At 70.8% G+C, this 16,735-nt stretch carries 4 protein-coding genes; all 4 read right to left on the bottom strand.

Going from position 1 to position 16,735, the window contains the following annotated elements; genetic code table 11:
• The coding region (locus ACUXV1_RS18355; protein ID WP_446016141.1) for an amino acid adenylation domain-containing protein at positions 1-3,190 on the bottom strand (3,190 nt) is incomplete at its 3' end.
• 14 nt (positions 3,191-3,204) lie between these two features.
• A complete protein-coding gene (locus ACUXV1_RS18350) occupies positions 3,205-6,756 on the bottom strand; it encodes a type I polyketide synthase (RefSeq protein WP_446016140.1) in 3,552 nt (1,183 codons plus the stop codon).
• Positions 6,753-11,414, bottom strand: coding sequence for an SDR family NAD(P)-dependent oxidoreductase (locus ACUXV1_RS18345; protein WP_446016139.1), 4,662 nt, complete (start codon positions 11,412-11,414; stop codon positions 6,753-6,755). Before ACUXV1_RS18345 ends, ACUXV1_RS18350 begins: the two co-directional genes overlap by 4 nt.
• Positions 11,414-16,507 (bottom strand): amino acid adenylation domain-containing protein, encoded by a 5,094-nt coding sequence (locus ACUXV1_RS18340; RefSeq protein ID WP_446016138.1) that lies wholly within the window; start codon positions 16,505-16,507, stop codon positions 11,414-11,416. Before ACUXV1_RS18340 ends, ACUXV1_RS18345 begins: the two co-directional genes overlap by 1 nt.
• Between the last annotated feature and the right edge of the window lie 228 nt (positions 16,508-16,735).

Below are 16,735 nucleotides of genomic sequence, written 5' to 3'. Positions count from 1 at the left end.
GCAAGCCCCGCTCCGCCGCCCGCGACGCCATCTGAATGCTCAGGATGGAGTCGCCGCCCAGCGCGAAGAAGTTATCCCTCACCCCCACGCGTTCCAGCCCCAGCAGGCCTTGCCAGATTTCCACCAGCGCCGCCTCGGCCTCGGTCTCCGCCGCCGCCGCTCCCGTCTCGACCACCGGATCCGGCAGACGCTTGCGGTCCACTTTGCCGTTGGCGGACTGCGGCAAGGCGTCCAGCCAGACCCAGACGCGCGGCACCATATAACCCGGCAGCCGCGCCTCCAGCCACGCCTGCACCGCGGCGGAATCCGCGGCCTCGCCCGAATCCGGCCGCGCCACCAGATAGCCGACCAATTGTTTCTCGTCCGCGGCGCTGCGCCGCAGCGCGACGGCGCAACCGCTCAGCCCAGGGTGGTGGCCCAGCGTCGCCTCGATCTCGCCCAGTTCTATCCGATAGCCGCGCAGCTTGATCTGCTCGTCGATCCGGCCCAGGAACTCCAATACCCCGTCGCGCCGCCAGCGCACGCGGTCGCCAGTGCGATACCAGCGTCCGCCGTCCGGCGGCGGCGCGGCGACGAAACGCTCCGCCGTCAAATCGGCGCGCCCCAGATAGCCTAGCGCGAGTCCGTCGCCGCCCGCCCACAGCTCGCCGGGCACGCCGACGGGCACCAGGCGGCCTCCCGCGTCGACCACCCGCACCTCGGTGTTGCCGATAGGCCGCCCAATCGGAATCGAGCCGCGCCGCGCGTCGCCGGTCGTCACCCGATGGCTGCAAGTAAAGGTGGTGTTTTCCGTCGGGCCGTAGCCGTTGATCAGCGCAACGCCGGGGCAGGCCTCGAGAAAAGCCCGGCAGCTCGCCACCGGCAGCGCGTCGCCGCCGGTCAGCAGTTCGCGCAGGCCTCCAAGCGCGGCCGGCTCCTCTTCCACAGCCATGCGGAACAGGTCGGCGGTCAACCACATCGTGGTGACGCCGTCGCGCGACGCCGCGTCCAGAAACGGCATGCCCGGCTCCGCGACCACCAACCGCCCGCCGTTCAACCAACATCCCCAGATTTCGAATGTTGAGGCGTCGAAACCCAGCGGAGACTGCTGCAACATCACCGTAGACGCGTCCAGCCGCGCATAGCCGCCGCCGGTCGCTAGCCTCGCCACCGCGCGGTGCGGCACCGCCACGCCCTTGGGCTGACCGGTGGACCCCGAGGTGTACATCACATAGGCCAGGCTCTCCGCCTCCGCGGGCCGCGCTTCGGACTGGAGCGGCCGCGCGACGCCGGCTTCGCAATCGGCCAGGCTCAACACCGGCCCGGCATAATCGCCGAGCCATCCGGCGTCCAAGCCGTCGGCGATGATCATCAGCGCCGGTGCGGCATCCTCCGTCATCGCGCGCAAGCGCGCGGCCGGATAAGTCGGATCAAGCGGCAAATAGGCGGCGCCCGCCTTCAGCACGGCGAGGAAGGCGGCGAGCAGCCGCGGCGAGCGCTCGCCCGCGACGCCCACCACCGCGCCCGCTTCGACGCCGGCCGCGCGCAGCGCGCCGGCCGCGCGGTCCGACCACTGATCAAGCTCCGCGTAAGTCCAGCGCACGCCGCCCTGCTCCAGCGCGACGCGTCCGGGATGGTCCGCCGCGCGCTCGCGAAACAGCCGGTCTATCGCGGCGTCGGCGCGATACGGCAGCTCATGCCGCCCCCATCCTCGCAGACGCGCCTCTTCCTCGGCGGATAATATGGGCAAGGCGCGCGCGTCCGCGTCGGGCGAGGCGAGCGCCGCGCGCAGCAGCGCCAGGTAGTGCTCGCCCAACTGGCGGATGGTGGCCGCTTCGTACAGATCGGTGTTGTACTGCCACACCGTGAAAGTGCCTCGCTCGTCGCCTTCGATCGACAGATAGAGATCGAAGCGCGCGAACGGGCTGTCCAGATCGAAGGGCACGGCCGCGCCGCTCGCGGTGCGCACCGCCGGCAGACGGACGTTCTGGAAAGCGAACACCGTCTGCGCGAACTGTTCGTGCCGGGGGCCGCCGCGCGCGCGCAGCCGCTCCACGATGGCGTCCAGCGGCACGCCCTGACGGGCGAACGCCCGCGCGCTGGCGTCGCGAGCCCGGTCCACCAGCGCGCCGAAGCTATCGCCCTCGCCCACCTCGGTGGCCAGCGCCACCAGGTTGACGAAATAGCCGGCGATCTCCTCCGCGGCCTGGAAAGGCCGGTTGGCCGCCGGCGTCAGCGTCAGCGCGCGCGCTTCGCCGGTATAACGATGTTGCAGCAGCGCGAAGGCGCTGAACAAAGTGGTGAACAGCGTGGTGTTGCGGCTGCGGGAGAACGCGGCGGCCGCGTCCATGCAATCGGCCGGAATCTCGAAACGCTCGGTGCCGCCGCGCCCGCTCATCGCCGGCGGACGCGGGCGGTCGCCGCGTATCGCCGGCACCTCGTCCACTTCCGCCAAGTCGTCCACCCAGGCGTCCAGTTGCGCCGCGTAGTCCCGCGATGCCATCCAGCGGCGCTGCCAGGCGGAATAATCTCGATAGCTGAGGCCGGACGCCGGGGCCTCGGCCGCGTCCGGCGACGCGAGATAGGCGCTGAAATCGCGAATCAGCACGCTCATCGACCAGCGGTCGAAGATGGCGTGATGGATGGTCAGCACCAGCACGGCGGCGCGCTCGGGCGTCGAGAACAAATCGACGCGCCACATCGGCGCGCCGGCGGCAAACGGCAGCCGGGCCAAGTCGGCGGCGCGCGCGCGCAAGGCGTCGTCGCCGTCCACCGTCCACGCTTGCAGCGTGACGATCGGCTCGGGCAAAACCGTCTGTCGCACCGGCTCGCCGTCGCTGAAAACGGTGCGCAGGATGTCGTGCCGGCGCGCGAGCGCGGCGAAGGCGCGGGCCACAGCCTCCGCGTCCACCGCGTCCGCGAGTTCGATCGCCGCCTGTTCGTTGTACATCGCCGGATCGCCCAACCTTGTCGCCGCGACCAAACGAGCCTGCCCCGGCGACAAGGCCGCCGCGTCGCCGGCCTCGCCCGGCTGCGCCGGCGCCAGCGGCGCGGCGCGCGCGCCCTCGTCGTCGAGCACGCGCAACAGTTCCTCCTTGGCCTCGCGCAGCCGCGCGACCAGCGCGGCGTCTAGCGCGCCCTGCGGCGCTTGTACCTGAAGCTGATCGCCGCGACGGCGCAGCGTGACGCCCGCGTCGGCAAGATCGGTCATGAGCCGTGCCATGGTCATAGCGTGATTTCCTCCGTGTCGGCACCGACGGCCGAGTGTTGTTCTGTCACCAGCTTCCGCTCCAGCTGCGCCATGACTTGATCAATCAGTTCATCCAGCGAGGAGCCGTCGATCAAGTGCGTGATGGCGACGGACACGCCCAGCGCGCGCTCCAATTCGTTGCGCAATTCCGCGCCGGTCAACGAGTCGACGCCCAGGTCCAGCAGCGAGGACTGACGCGGCAAGGCCGCCGGGCTGGACAGCACCGCGCGCAATTCCGCCTCTAGATAATCGGCGACCCGCGCGCGGCGCTCGCCGGCGGGATGGCCGCGCAGTTGGTCGAAAGACAGAGTCCGCGCGCTCGTGGCCGGCGCACGGCCGACCAAGCCTTCAATCAGGCGCGGCAGATCGGGCTGCGCCGCGATCCGGTTCAGATCGATCGAGGCGGCCACCAGGTGCGGCTCGCCCGAGAACGCCTGCTCCAGCGCGGCGAAGGCCTCGCCTTCGCTCAGCGGGTTCAAACCTCCGGCGCGAATCCGTTCCGCCGTTTTCGCGTCTGCCGCGCCCATGCCCGCCACCCAAGACCCCCAGCCTATGGACAACGCCGGCCGCGCGCGCAAGCGTCGCCGCTGCGCGAGCGCGTCGAGATAGCCGTTGGCGGCGGCGTAGGCGGCCTGCCCGTGACGGCCCACCGCCGCGGAGATGGATGAATACAGTAGGAAGAAGTCGAGCGGTTCGCCCTCGGTCAAACGATCCAGCAAGGCCGCGCCGCCGGCCTTGGCGCTCAGGGTCGCGGCGAAGGCCGCGGCGTCCAGCGCGTCCAGCGTCGCGTCCCGCACAATGCCCGCGCAATGCGCGACGCCGCGTATCGGCCTGCCGGCCATGGCGAGCGCGCCGCGCAAGGCGGCCTCGTCGGCAACGTCGGCCGCCGCCACGCGGACCTCGACGCCGTCGTCGCGCAAACGCGCGCAAGCGGCCTTCGCGGCATCGCCGGTTTCGCCGCCGCGGCTGATCAGCAGCAGATGGCGCGCGCCGCGACGGGCCAGCCAGCGCGCGGTCGCGAGGCCCAAGGCGCCGGTGCCGCCGGTCACCACGTAGGCGGCGTCGGCGTCCAGCGCCGGCAGCGCGGCCGCCGCGCCAACGCCCGCCCGCCGCAGCCGCGGCGCCAGCACGGTGGCGCCGCGCACCGCCAGTTGTTCCTCGGCGGCTTCGTCGGCAAGCAGCGCCGCCAGTGTGTCGAAGGAGGCCGGCGAGCCGTCGATATCGATCGTGCCTCGCCAGGCTCGGCCCTGTTCGCGCCGCGCGACGCGCACGGCCGCGCTCAAGGCGGCGAGGACGGGATCGACGTCCTCCGCCGGCCCGGTCGCCGCCCCGCCGCGCGTAACCACGGCAATGGACGCCGACGGCGTCGCGACGCGCTCGCGCGCCAGCGCGCTCAGCAAGGCGCCGCGACGCGCAATGGCCTCCACCGCGTCTTCGCCCCCGGACGCGCGGTCGAAAGCAAGCACCAGGCCGGCGGAGCCCGCGTGGCGGATCGCGTCGATCTCGGCGGCCGCGATCACGCAGCGTTCGCCGGCGGCTTCCAGCGCGCGCGCCACTTCCGCGCACAAAGCCGGATCGCCGGCGACAATCCGCTCGCCCGATCGGCGCGCGCCGGCCGGCGCCTCCACCGGCTGCCAGGCGATGCGGTAAAGCGGCGACTCCGCGGTCGCGGGCCCTTCGTCAACCCAGTAAGACTGACGGTCAAAGGCATAGGCCGGCAGCCGCGCGACGCGGCGTCCGGCGCCGACCGGCGCCGGCCAGTCGACCGGCAGGCCGGCCACATAACGCCGCGCCAGCGCGTCCAGCCGCTCGGCCGGGTCGCCGCCCGCGTCGGTCTCGGGCGGCGCCGCGTCGCGGCCGAACGGCATTCCGCCGCACACGCCGCTGTGGACGGCCGCCGCCTCGCCGCGCGCAAAGCGGCCCAGTTCGCGCGCCATCTCCTCCGCGGTAGCCGCCGTCAGTGCGAGCCGATGCGGAAAATGCGAACGCGCAACGCGCGACGCGTGGCAGGCGGCCGCCCACGCCGAGGCGTCGAGTCCGGCCAGATGGTCCGCAAGCCGCGCCGCGTTGCCGCGCAGCGAGGCGTCGGATTTCGCGGAAACAACCAGCAACTGCGCGCCTTCGCCCGCGCTGGCCGCCGTTTCGCCGGCGGCCTCGCGCGGCGGCGCGACCAGCACCGCGTGCGCATTGGTGCCGCTGAAACCGAAGGAGCTGACCCCGGCGACGCAGGGCGCGTCTCCGCCGTCTATGCGTTCCGCGCCGAGCGCGAGGCGCAACGGCAGGGTGTCCCATTCAATGCCGCGGTTGGGCGTGCGCACATGCAGCGTGGCGGGCACCACGCCATGACGCACCGTCAACGCCGCCTTGATCAGCCCGGCGATTCCCGCCGCGCCTTCAAGGTGGCCGAAATTGCTCTTGATCGAGCCCAACAGCACGCGGTCCGAGCGATCGCGGCCGGCAAACACGGAGGCCAGCGCGGCCGCTTCTATCGGGTCGCCCAGCGCGGTGCCGGTGCCGTGCGCCTCCACATAGTTCACCTGGGACGCATCGATGCGCGCGGCGCGCAGAGCGGCCCGCACCAGCTCGCGCTGCGCGTGCTCGTTCGGCACCGTCAGGCCCGCGCTGCGGCCATCGTGATTGACGGCCGAGCCGGCGATCAGCGCGTCTATCGTGCGCCCGGCGGCTTCGGCGTCGGCCTGCCGCTGCAACACCACCACGCCGCAGCCCTCGCCGCGCACGAAACCGTCCGCGCCGTCGTCGAAGGAACGGCAACGGCCGCTGGGCGACAACATATGCGCCCGGCACTCGGCGGCGGTGGACAGCGGCGACAACACCACATTGACGCCGCCGACGATGGCGATGTCGCACTCGCCGGCGCGCAGCGCATTGCACGCCAGGTGCACGGCGACCAGCGACGACGAGCACGCGGTGTCTATCGTCAGCGTGGGTCCGTGCAGGCCCAGCGCGTGCGACACGCGGCCCGCCAGCACGCTGGGCGCGTTGCCCGAAGCGGTGTAAAGATCGACGTCATCGGCCCGGCGGAAGCGGTGCGCGTAGTCCTGGTGCATGACGCCGGCGAACACCCCGGTGGCCGAGCCTTTCAGTTCCGCCGCCGTCATCCCCGCGCGCTCCACCGCTTCCCAAGTCACTTCAAGCAGCATGCGCTGCTGCGGATCCAGCATCGCCGCCTCGCGCGCCGAAATCCCGAAAAAGCCGGCGTCGAAGGAGGCGATATCGTCCAGAAAACTGCCGGTGCGGCAATAGATGCGGCCCTTCGCGTCCGGGTCTGCGTCGAAGTAGCGCTCGGCGTCCCAACGCTGGGCCGGCACCTCGCTCACGCCGTCCGCGCCGTCAAGCAGCCCCCTCCACAGCGCCTCCGGCGAATCAACGCCGGCGAAGCGGCAAGCCATGCCGACCACGGCGATGGGCGCGTGCCGCCGCTGCTCTGCGCCGTCCAGCTCGCGCTGCAAGCGCTCTATCTCGCGCAGCGCGTTCCGCATCAGCATAGTCGTGTCGATTTGGCTCATCGCGCACCCTTTCTATTCAGTTCGTTCAATTTCGCGGACAGCATTTCCACGATCTCCTCCTGCGACATCGGGGCGGCGTCCGTCGGCGCGTCGATCTCGGCGGCGGGCGCGGCGGCTGTCGCCTCCGCGTCGGCCATGCCGAATACCGTCTGCGTCAGATGGTCCGCCAGCGCGGCTATGGTCGGATTCGAGAAAATCACCGTGGTCGGGATGGCGCGGCCGAAACGCTTTTCCAGCAGCACGCGCAGATCGGTGATCAGCAAGGAATCCAGGTCGTAGTCGAACAAGGAGCGCTCGGGGTCCAGCGAGGCCAGCGGCGTGCCCGTCACCAAGGCCGCGTCCTCCGCCAGCAGCTGGAACAAACGATGTCGCCGTTCGGCCGCGGGCAGCGCCAGCAGTTCGCTGACCGAGGACGTGGATCCCGCGCCCGGCTGCGCGGTGGCAATGCCGGCGAAGCGGCTGGCCGGCACATGCGGCGGCCATTGTTCGATCAAGCGCCCCCAATCGATGGGCAGCAGCACGAGATGGGCTGGTAGATCCGCCCCCAGCGCGATCTCGAAGGTGGCGCGGCCGCATTCGGCCTCGATCTGGCCGATGCCCAGCTGCGCGAGACGCCGCTTGGCGTTGGCGCTCGAACGGGCCAGCATGCCGACGTCCTGCCACGGTCCCCAGGCGATGGACAGCGCGGGCAGCCCCTGCTCGCGGCGGCGCGCCGCCAGCGCGTCGAGGTAGGCGTTCGCCATCGCGTAGGTGGATTGCCCCGGCGCGCCGAAGGCGGCCGCCGCCGAGGAGAACAGCACGAAGTGTTCCAGCGGGTAAGCCAGGGTGCGCTCATGCAGCAGCCAGGCGCCGCGAGCCTTGCCGGCCAGAGTGGCGGCCAGCGACGCCGGCGTGACGTCGCCGACCAGGCAGTCCTCCACCACGCCCGCCAGATGGCAGACGCCGCGCAACGGCGGCATGGTCGCGTCGATCTCGGCCAGCAACGCGTCGACATCCGCCTCCACCGCCACATCCGCCTGCCACACCTTCACTTCGACGCCGTCGCGGCGCAGAGCGGACAGCGTCGATTCGGCCGCGGCATCGGCCGGCCGGCGGCCGGTCAGCACCAAGGCGCGCGCGCCCAGCGCGGCCAGCCAGCTTGCAACGCGCAAGCCGAGTTCGCCCAACCCGCCCGTAATCAACCAAGTGGCGTCGGCCGAGAGCGCGAGATCGGCCCGAAGCGGCAGCGCGCGTTCATCGAAACGCGGCGCGGTGACGGCGTCGCCCCGCACGGCGACTTCGGTCTCGCGGTCAAAGCAGTCTAGGCCGCGGCGGATCGCCCGCGCGTCGCCCGCATGCAGCGCCAGCGTCTGAAGATGCGGCGTTTCCATCGCCACCGCCCGCGACAGCGCCTGCAGCGGCGCCGAGGCCGGCGCGTCCGGCGCCAGCACCACGGCGATGCGGCAAGGCCGCTCGCGTCGCGCGGCCATGGCGAACAGTTCCAGCGCACCCGCGTAAACCGCCGGCGCCGGCGCGTCGCCGCGCGCCTCCAGCCCGCGGCAATCGACAATCAGGCCCGCCTTGTCGAAGGGAATATCATTCACCGCCGCCACCACGACGGCCTCCTTGCCTTCGTCGCGCAGCATCGCCGCCAGCCCGGCCGCCGTCTGTCCCGCGCCGCTCAGGATGGCGATGGACGCCGGCAACTCGGCGGCCTCGCCGCCCGCCGCGTCGCGCCATTCCACCGCATAGCCCTCGCGCAGCGGCTCGACGCGCAGCAATTCATTGCGAGTGACCTCGCGCGACTCCAGGCCGGTCATTTCGAGCAGCACCTTGCCTGCATCGAACAGACTGGCCTGCCCCCGCTCGGCCGACGCGTGACAACGCATCCCGGCGCCGGTCCGCCCTTGCAGCGCCAACCGCGCGATGCGCGTCGGCACAAAAGCCTTGCTGCCCTCGGGCCGCGCGGCCGCCGCCACCAGTTGCAACACCGAATCCAGAATCCCGGGATGCAATAACCAACCCGCGTCGTCGGCGTCGGCCCGCATATCGCAAGACGCGTCGCCGTCCCCGACGACGATGTCCGACAAGCGCCGGAAGGTCGGCCCCATCACCACGCTGCGCGCGCGCAGCCAGCTATCCATCAGCTCGGTGGAGATCGCTTCTCCGCGCACCGGCTCCGACGGCGCCACGCCTGGCGCCTCGCCGGCGTCCACCCTGGCCGTGGCGTGGACGTCGGCGGACTCCAGCGTCAGCACCGTGGCTTCGAAGCCATCGCCGTCGCGCACCAGTTGCAGCTGGACTTTACGCGCCGCGTCCGGCGGAATCACCAAGGCCGCAGGGAAGCGCAAATCGCTCAACACGCAGGCGTCCGATCCCGTCAGCTCGCGCGCGCCGTCTGCGATCATCACCGCCAGCGCCGCGCCGGACACCACCACTTTGTCGTAGATCACATGGTCCTGCAGGAAGGGCAAGGCGGCCACGCTCCACTCCGCGTCGAAGAAGGTCGCGTCCAAGGCGGGCGCGTCCGTGCGTCGTCCGAGGAAGGGCGTCGCGCCCGCCGCCAGGAAACGCGGCGCGCGATCTATCCAGTGACGCTGGCGCTGGAAGGGATACGTCGGCAACGCCACCCGGTTGCCGTCGCGGTAGTGCTGCGCGAGATCCAGCGCCACGTCCGCGGTCCACAGCCGCGCCAGCGCGTCCGGAGAGGCCGGATTCAGCGACGCCATGCCGGCGCCCGTCCCCAACACCGTGTCGCCGAAGTCCAGCACCCGCTCCGCGCCGGCAGCCTCCAGCGCCTCGGCGGCGGCGGGGGCGCTAAGCGCCATCTCCGCGCGCGCCAGCTCTTCCCTTACCGCCTCCTCGCTGTCCAGCGGCAGGCCCGAAGCCGCGCTCACCCACAGCAAGGACGGCGCGACGGCACGGTCCGCGCGGCGCTGCCGCGCATCGTCAAGGCTCAGCGCGCCCGCCGCGAAAGCCGCGGCAAACACACCGTCGCCCGTCGCGCACACACTGGCCGGAACGACGCCGCTCGCTTGCCACAGCTGCACGCGGGCAAGCACCGCGTCCAGATCGCCCGCGCCGCCGAAGGCGAAGCTGACTTCCGGCGCACGCGCCGGCGTTTCCCCCGCGATCACGCCCGCATCCGCCTCGCCGGCGGCGAAGGCGCGCAGCGCGCGTATCAGCGCCTGCCGGGATTCGGCGCGAAACGCCGCGCGCTTCTCCCAATGACGCCGCCCCAGGGCCGCCGTCAGGCAAACGTCCTCTATCCTCAGTTCGGGATGGCCGTCGAGAAAGTCCGCGTAATCCGCGCACAGCGCCGGCAAGGCCTCGCCGCGCGCCGACAACAGCAAGAGCGGCGCGACATCCGCCGTGCGCGGCGCGCGCGGCGGCGCCGCTTCGATGATCACGTGGGCGTTGGTGCCGCCGATGCCGAAGGAACTGACGCCCGCGCGCCGCAGCGGCTCATCCCAAGGCGCCGTTTTCGTCGGCAGATAGAAGCCGGCGTCGCCGCGCAACGCGTCTATCGCGCGTTCCGCGCCGACGGCGGCCGGAATCCGCCCATGCTCCACCGCCAACGCGGCCTTGATCAGCCCGCAAGCGCCCGCCGCCGCGTTCAAATGCCCGACGTTCGCCTTCAGGGTGCCCAGCGCGCAGCGTGCGCCGGAGCGCTCGCCCAAAGCCGCGCCCAGCGCCGCCAGTTCGACCTCATCGCCGATCGCCGTGCCCGTGCCGTGCGTCTCGACATAGCCGATCGACGCTCCGTCCACCTCGCTGAACGCCAGCGCCTGGCGGATCACCTCCTGCTGTCCGCGCCCGCCGGGCGCGGTGAAGCCCACCTTGGCCGCGCCGTCGTTGTTGACCGCCCCGCCGCGAATCACCGCCATGATGGGATCGCCGTCGGCCAGCGCGTCCTCCAGGCGGCGCAACACCACCACGCCGGCGCCGTTGCCGAAGACCGTGCCGCTGCTGTCTGTGGTGAACGGACGGCAAGCGCCGTCCGCGGACAAAATGCTGCCCTCCTCGTACACATATCCCTGCCGCTGCGGCAAAGCGACGCTCACCCCGCCCGCCACCGCGAAATCGCACTGGAAGCTCAACAGCCCCTGCATCGCCTGGACCACGGCGACCAGCGAAGTCGAACACGCGGTCTGCAGCGTGATGGCCGGGCCGCCGAAGTCGAGCCGGTACGCAACCTGAGTGGCCAGATAGTCCTTGTCCACGCCCACCCATTGCTGCAGATAGCGGTTGGGCGACGCGCGGTCCAGCCGGTCGCGCACATGGTCTACGAGATAATCCACACTGGCCGAGCCGGCCCAGACACCGACGCGCGCGCCTCGCGCCGCGCCGTGCCCTGCTCGTTCCAGCGCCTCATGCACGCATTCAAGGAAGATGCGCTGCTGCGGATCCATGGCCGCCGCCTGGGACGGCGGAATGCCGAAATAGGCGGCGTCGAACTGGTCGACGCCGTCCAGCGGACCGCCGGCGCCAACGAAGCCGGGCTGCCCCAGCACCGTCTCCGGCACGCCTTCGCGGCGCGCCGCGTCCGCACCGAAGCGCTCGATCGCCACTTGGCCGTCGGCAATCATCGACCAGAACTGTTCCAGGGTGCTGACGCCGGGCAAGCGGCAACTGGCGCCGATGATCGCTACGGCGTCCACGGGTGTTGAGTAAGTCATTACAAAGCCTCCTTGCGTGCGCGTACGCGCTGTCGATAGGCGCGCGCGCCGTCGACGTCAATCATTGGGGAAAGGTCCGCGTCGCCCGAATCGGCGCGCTCGGCGAGCGCCCGTATCGTGGCAAGCGAAAAGAAATCGACCAGCGGGGGAACGGCGACGCCGCGCGACGCCAACAGCGCGCGCAGCCGCACCACGTGCATCGACGTGGCGCCCGCGTCGAAAAAGCCCTGCTGCGGGTCTATCTCGACGCCGACCACTTCGGCGAACGCGGCCAGCATCGTCGCCTCCAGCGAGTCGTCGCGCCGCGCGGCCGCCGCGGGCTTCGCCGACGCGGGAGCCGGGGCCGCCAGCGCGGCGAGACGCGCGCGGTCCACCTTGCCGTTCGCCGTCAGCGGCAAAGCGTCCAACACCGTCACGTGATGCGGCTGCATATAGGCGGGCAGATGCAGAACCAGCTTGGCGCGCACGGCCGCAACGATATCTCCGTCGTAATCCGGCCGCGCGACCACATGCAGCTGGATGGCCGTCGCATTGTTGCGCCGGACCACCGAGGCCACCGCCCGCGCCAGGCAACCTGCGCGCATCGCCGCCGCTTCGATCTCGCCCAGTTCGATCCGATAGCCCTGCACCTTGACCTGCCCGTCCATCCGTCCGAGCAGCTCAAGCTCGCCGTCGGGTTGCCAGCGCGCAAGATCGCCGGTGCGGTAGAGCCTGCGGCCCTCGGCGTCGATGAAGAAACGGCGCTGGGTTTCCGCCTCGTTGCCCAGATAGGCGAGCGCGAGGCCGCGGCCGCCCAGCAGCAGTTCGCCCACCACGCCGTCCGGGCGCTCCCGGCCGTCCGGCGCGCGCACGAAACATTGCTGATTGGACAGCGGCCTGCCGTAGGGAATGGACGCCAGCGCCGCGTCCTCGGGCGCGATCGGATGCACCACCGACCAAATCGACACCTCAGTCGCCCCGCCCAGGCTGATGGGCCGCAACGCCGGAAACGCGTCGCGCAGCCGCCCGGCCAGACCGGGCGCGATCCAGTCGCCGCTCAACAGCGCCAGCCGCAGATCCGGCGAGCGCGGCGCGGCCACGTCCAGCAATAATTCGAGCACGGCCGGCACGGAATTCCAGATCGTGATCCGGCCGTCGCAGAGCGCCTGGGCCATCGCGTCGGGGTCCCGAGCCCGCTCGGGGAAAACCACCTCGCCGCCAACCGCGAGCAGACCGAAGATGTCGTAGACCGATAAGTCGAAAGCCAGCGAGGACACGCACAGCGTGCGATCCGCCGGACCGACCGCGAAACGCTCGTTGATGTCGTCTATCGTGTTCGCCGCGGCCTCGTGCGCAATCAACACCCCCTTCGGCCGCCCAGTAGAACCGGAAGTGAAAATCACGTAGGCCGCGTCCCCGGCTTCAAGGTCCGGAGCCGGACCCGCGTCGCCGGGCGGCAGAGGCAAATCAAGACGCAACGCTTGCACCGGCAGCGTCCAGCCGCCCTCGCTCACCACCGCGTGGCGGGCGCCGGCTTCGCCGAGCAGCTCCTCGATGCGCGCGGCCGGCCAAGACGGTTCTATCGGCAGGTAGACCGCGCCCGCCATCACGATGCCCAACAGCGCAGCCACCGCCCGCGGCCCCGGCGCGACGATGGCCGCCACCACGTCGCCGCGCGCCACGCCGCTTTGCCGCAGCGCGCCGGCGATGTCCTCCGCCTGGCGCAGCAGCTCGCCGTAGCTCAGCGTCGCCGCGCCCTGCCTGACCGCGACGGCCTCCGGCGCGGTCCGCGCCTGCCGGATGATGGGCGTTTCCAGCCGGCGCGGCGCGCGCTCCGCCTCGGTGGCGTTGACGGCCTCTCGCCGCGCCGCCTGCTCCGGCGCGAGCCGGGCCACCGTCGGCCGCTCAAGGGCAGCGGCTTCAGTCGCCATCGTTTCCAGCGCGCCGAGGAAAGCGTCGAACATCGCGTCTATCATGCCCTCGGGGAACAACTGGGCGACGAATTCCCACATCACCAGCAGCCTATCGCCGCGACGGCCGAGGACAGCGTGCAACGACACCTGCGGCGTCGGATTGGCCATATCGACCACGCGTCCAATGCCGTCCAGAATGGACAGGTCGTCCGCCGGGTCGCCGGACAACAAACTGGTCAACACAACCGGCATCAATACCGGCGCGCCGTTGCGGCGGCTCAACTCGCGCAGGATAGACACGCCGGAGCACCACGGGGCGTCCAGATCCGCCCACACTTGCCGCTGCACCTCCCGGGCGAACGCGGCAAACGACTCATGGCGCTCGCTCAGCGACAGCAAAGCGTTGCTGGTGTAATCGCCTATCGCCTGTCCGGCCTGCTCCGCCCGCGTGTTGCAAGTCACATTGAGCGTGAACGCATGCGCCGCCGTCCACAGCCGCAAGGTGTCGGCGAAGGCGGCGATGCACAGCGAAGTCAGCGTGACCCCAAGCCCCTGCGCGCGCGCCGCCAACGCGGCGGACAGGGCGGCGGGCAATTCACGGCGGCGGCCGGCGAAGCGCGGTTCGGCCACGTCGGCCAGCGCCATCTTCATCGGCAATTCAGGCGCGGGCGCGATGGCTTCCACCCGGCGCAACCAAGCCTCGCGCTGCTCGCCGGTCGGCGCCGCCGGCGTCATCGGCGTGATCAGTTGCGCGGGAACATCGCCGGCCGCTCCGCGCGCCAGTTCGGCCATCAGTTGCAGAAAGCTGCGCAGATCGCCGGCCAACAAGCCAAGCCGCATGTGCAGGATGGCCGTGCTGTCCGTCAGGCGGGTCACCGCCGCGACCACGGGCGGCCCGTCGCGCTCGGCCAGGCTCGCGCGCGTCGCCTCCAGACGTTCGGCGGCCTCCGCCGCATCGAGTCCGCGCAAATCCTGCGGCGGCAACAAGGGGTCGTAAGCGAGCGCGTCGAACACCCCGCGCCCGTCGGCGCCCACCGTCATCCGCAAAGACGGATGGCGCGCGACCAGGCTCGCGAGACGCCGGCCCAGTTCCGGCGCGCGCGCGGCGTCGATCTCGAAGTCCACTCGGATGTGCGGCGACACGCTGCCCAGCGGCACGCCGCCCTGCTGGCCAATCCAATAAGCTTGCTGCATCTCGGACAGCTCGAACGGCTCTCCCGCCGCATAGCCGCGAACCGAAACAGGCGCAGCGCTTCCATCATGCCGGGCTCTGGCGGCAATGATCTCGCGCCTCAGTTGCTCGGCCGAGAGCGCGAACAGCGTCGCGAACGACAATTCCACGCCGTGGCGCGCCCGCGCCATGGCGGCAAGCCGCGCGGCCGACAGCGAATCCAGCCCCAGATCGATCAGCCTGGCGTCGGGCGTCGCCGCCGCGCCGGGCACAAAACTCGAGATTTCGGAGAGAATCGCGTCGTCGCTCATGTCGGCGGCGTCATCGGCGATGATGCTCAGTTCACCGCGCAGCAGCGCGTCGCGGGTGGCGCTGCGCCGGGTTTTGCCGCTGGACGTGCGCAGGATGCTGCCGCGCCGCAGCAGCGCGACGCGCGCCGGCGCCACGCCGTGTTCCCGCGCAAGCGCCGCGCGAATCACCGGCAGAATCTCGCGGGCATCCGCCTCCTCGCAGCCGCCGCGCACCTCCGCGCCGATCAAAACCCCTTCGCCCTCCTCCCCGTCGACGGCGGCGGCGAATACGCGCCCCATTCGAATGGACGGGTGGCAGGCCGACACGGTGTCTTCGAGATCGTGGCTGTAAAAATTCCGCCCGCCGACAATGATCAAATCCTTCAGCCGGCTGGTCACGAACAGATCGCCGTCGTACAGAAAACCAAGATCGCCGGTTCTCAACCAGACGCCGTCGTCATCGGCCAGCCTCGCGCCGAAGATCTCGCGCGATTCCTCAGGGCGGCGCCAGTAGCTGTCGGCAACCGTGCTTCCAGACACCCAGATTTCGCCCACGACATCCGCCGCGCACGGCTCGCGCGTGTCCGGATTGACAATCCGGACGCGCGTATCGATCAGACTCGAACCGCAGGCCGCCAACTCAACCCCGTCCGCCTCTGGCGACACCCGGCCTCGCGCCAGCGCGTCTCGCCCGAAGCGCACGCCGCGCGTGCCCTCGCCGCATCGGCCAGCGGTCACTTTCAGCGTAGCCTCGGCCAGGCCGTAGCCCGGCGCCACCACGGACGGTTTCAGTCCAAACGGCGCGAAGGCCGCCTCGAAACGGCGCACTGTGTCGCAGCGCACGGGTTCCGCGCCGTTCAACGCGTAACGCAGCGACGACAGATCGGTCCCCGGCGCGAGATCCGCCGCGCGGTCCGCGCACAAGGCATAGGCGAAATTCGGCGCGGCGGTGTGGGTGCCCCGCCGCGCCTCGATGGCGCGCAGCCAGGACATGGGCTGGGCGACGAATTTCTCCGGCGCCATCAAATAGGCGGGAAAACCGCATTGCAAGGGGGTGAGAATGCCGTACACCAGGCCCATATCGTGAAAGTACGGCAGCCAACTGATCATTACGCTGTCCGCGTCGTGCATCGCGCCGCGATCAAGATCCTCTATCGTCGCCCACAGCCCGGTCTGCGTGACCACGACACCCTGCGGCGTGCGCGTGGACCCCGAGGTGTACTGAAGCAAAACCGGACGGCCTTCGCCGGCGGCGCGCAAAAAGGGCGCGGCGCCCTCGGTTTCGTCCGTGCGCATCCAGCGCAGGCCAGGCAAGGCGTCTCGCGCCTCAGCCGTCAGCGCGATGACCGCGCCGCAGTCCTCTGCGATCGCAAGCATCGTGTCCCGGCCGTGACGCGGCGCCACCGGCACGGGAATCACGCCGGCCAGGCAGCAGCCAAAGAAAGCCGGAAGGAAATCGAGAGGTTCCTGATAGACCAGCATCACCCGGTCGCCGGTCTCGGTCGCTTGCGCCAGACGCGCGGCGATGCCGGACGCCCGTTCGCACAGCCCCGCATAGCTGAGCGCGATGTTTTTCACCGGATCGGCCGACGCGTAGGCGAGACGATCGGGACTCGCCTCCGCCCGCCACAGCAACTGCCGGGCGATGCTCAGGGCTTCGCGATGCGGAAAAGCATGATGAGGTCCGAACTTGTCCGCGGCGGATATGCGCCGCGATGCGACATCGGAAGAGGAATACATTGCAAGACCTCCATGTATCGACAACTGCTCCGGGAATTCGCGGCGAGCGCCCATCGAAATAAGCCCGTGCGGCCTAAGTCGAATCGTCGCTTCGCCCTCACTAGGCCGACTTTCGCCGTCACCCTGCCGCACGTTCAGCCACGGCGAATGCCGCGATGATCGCGAGGACTTTGAATACAGGCCGGGCCGTAGCCCGCCCCATTCAAGAAGCAGTCATGCTGTTTTGAT

It is taken from the genome of Chromobacterium sp. W521, from assembly GCF_052805975.1.
This window is presented reverse-complemented; position numbering and strand designations above follow the sequence as displayed.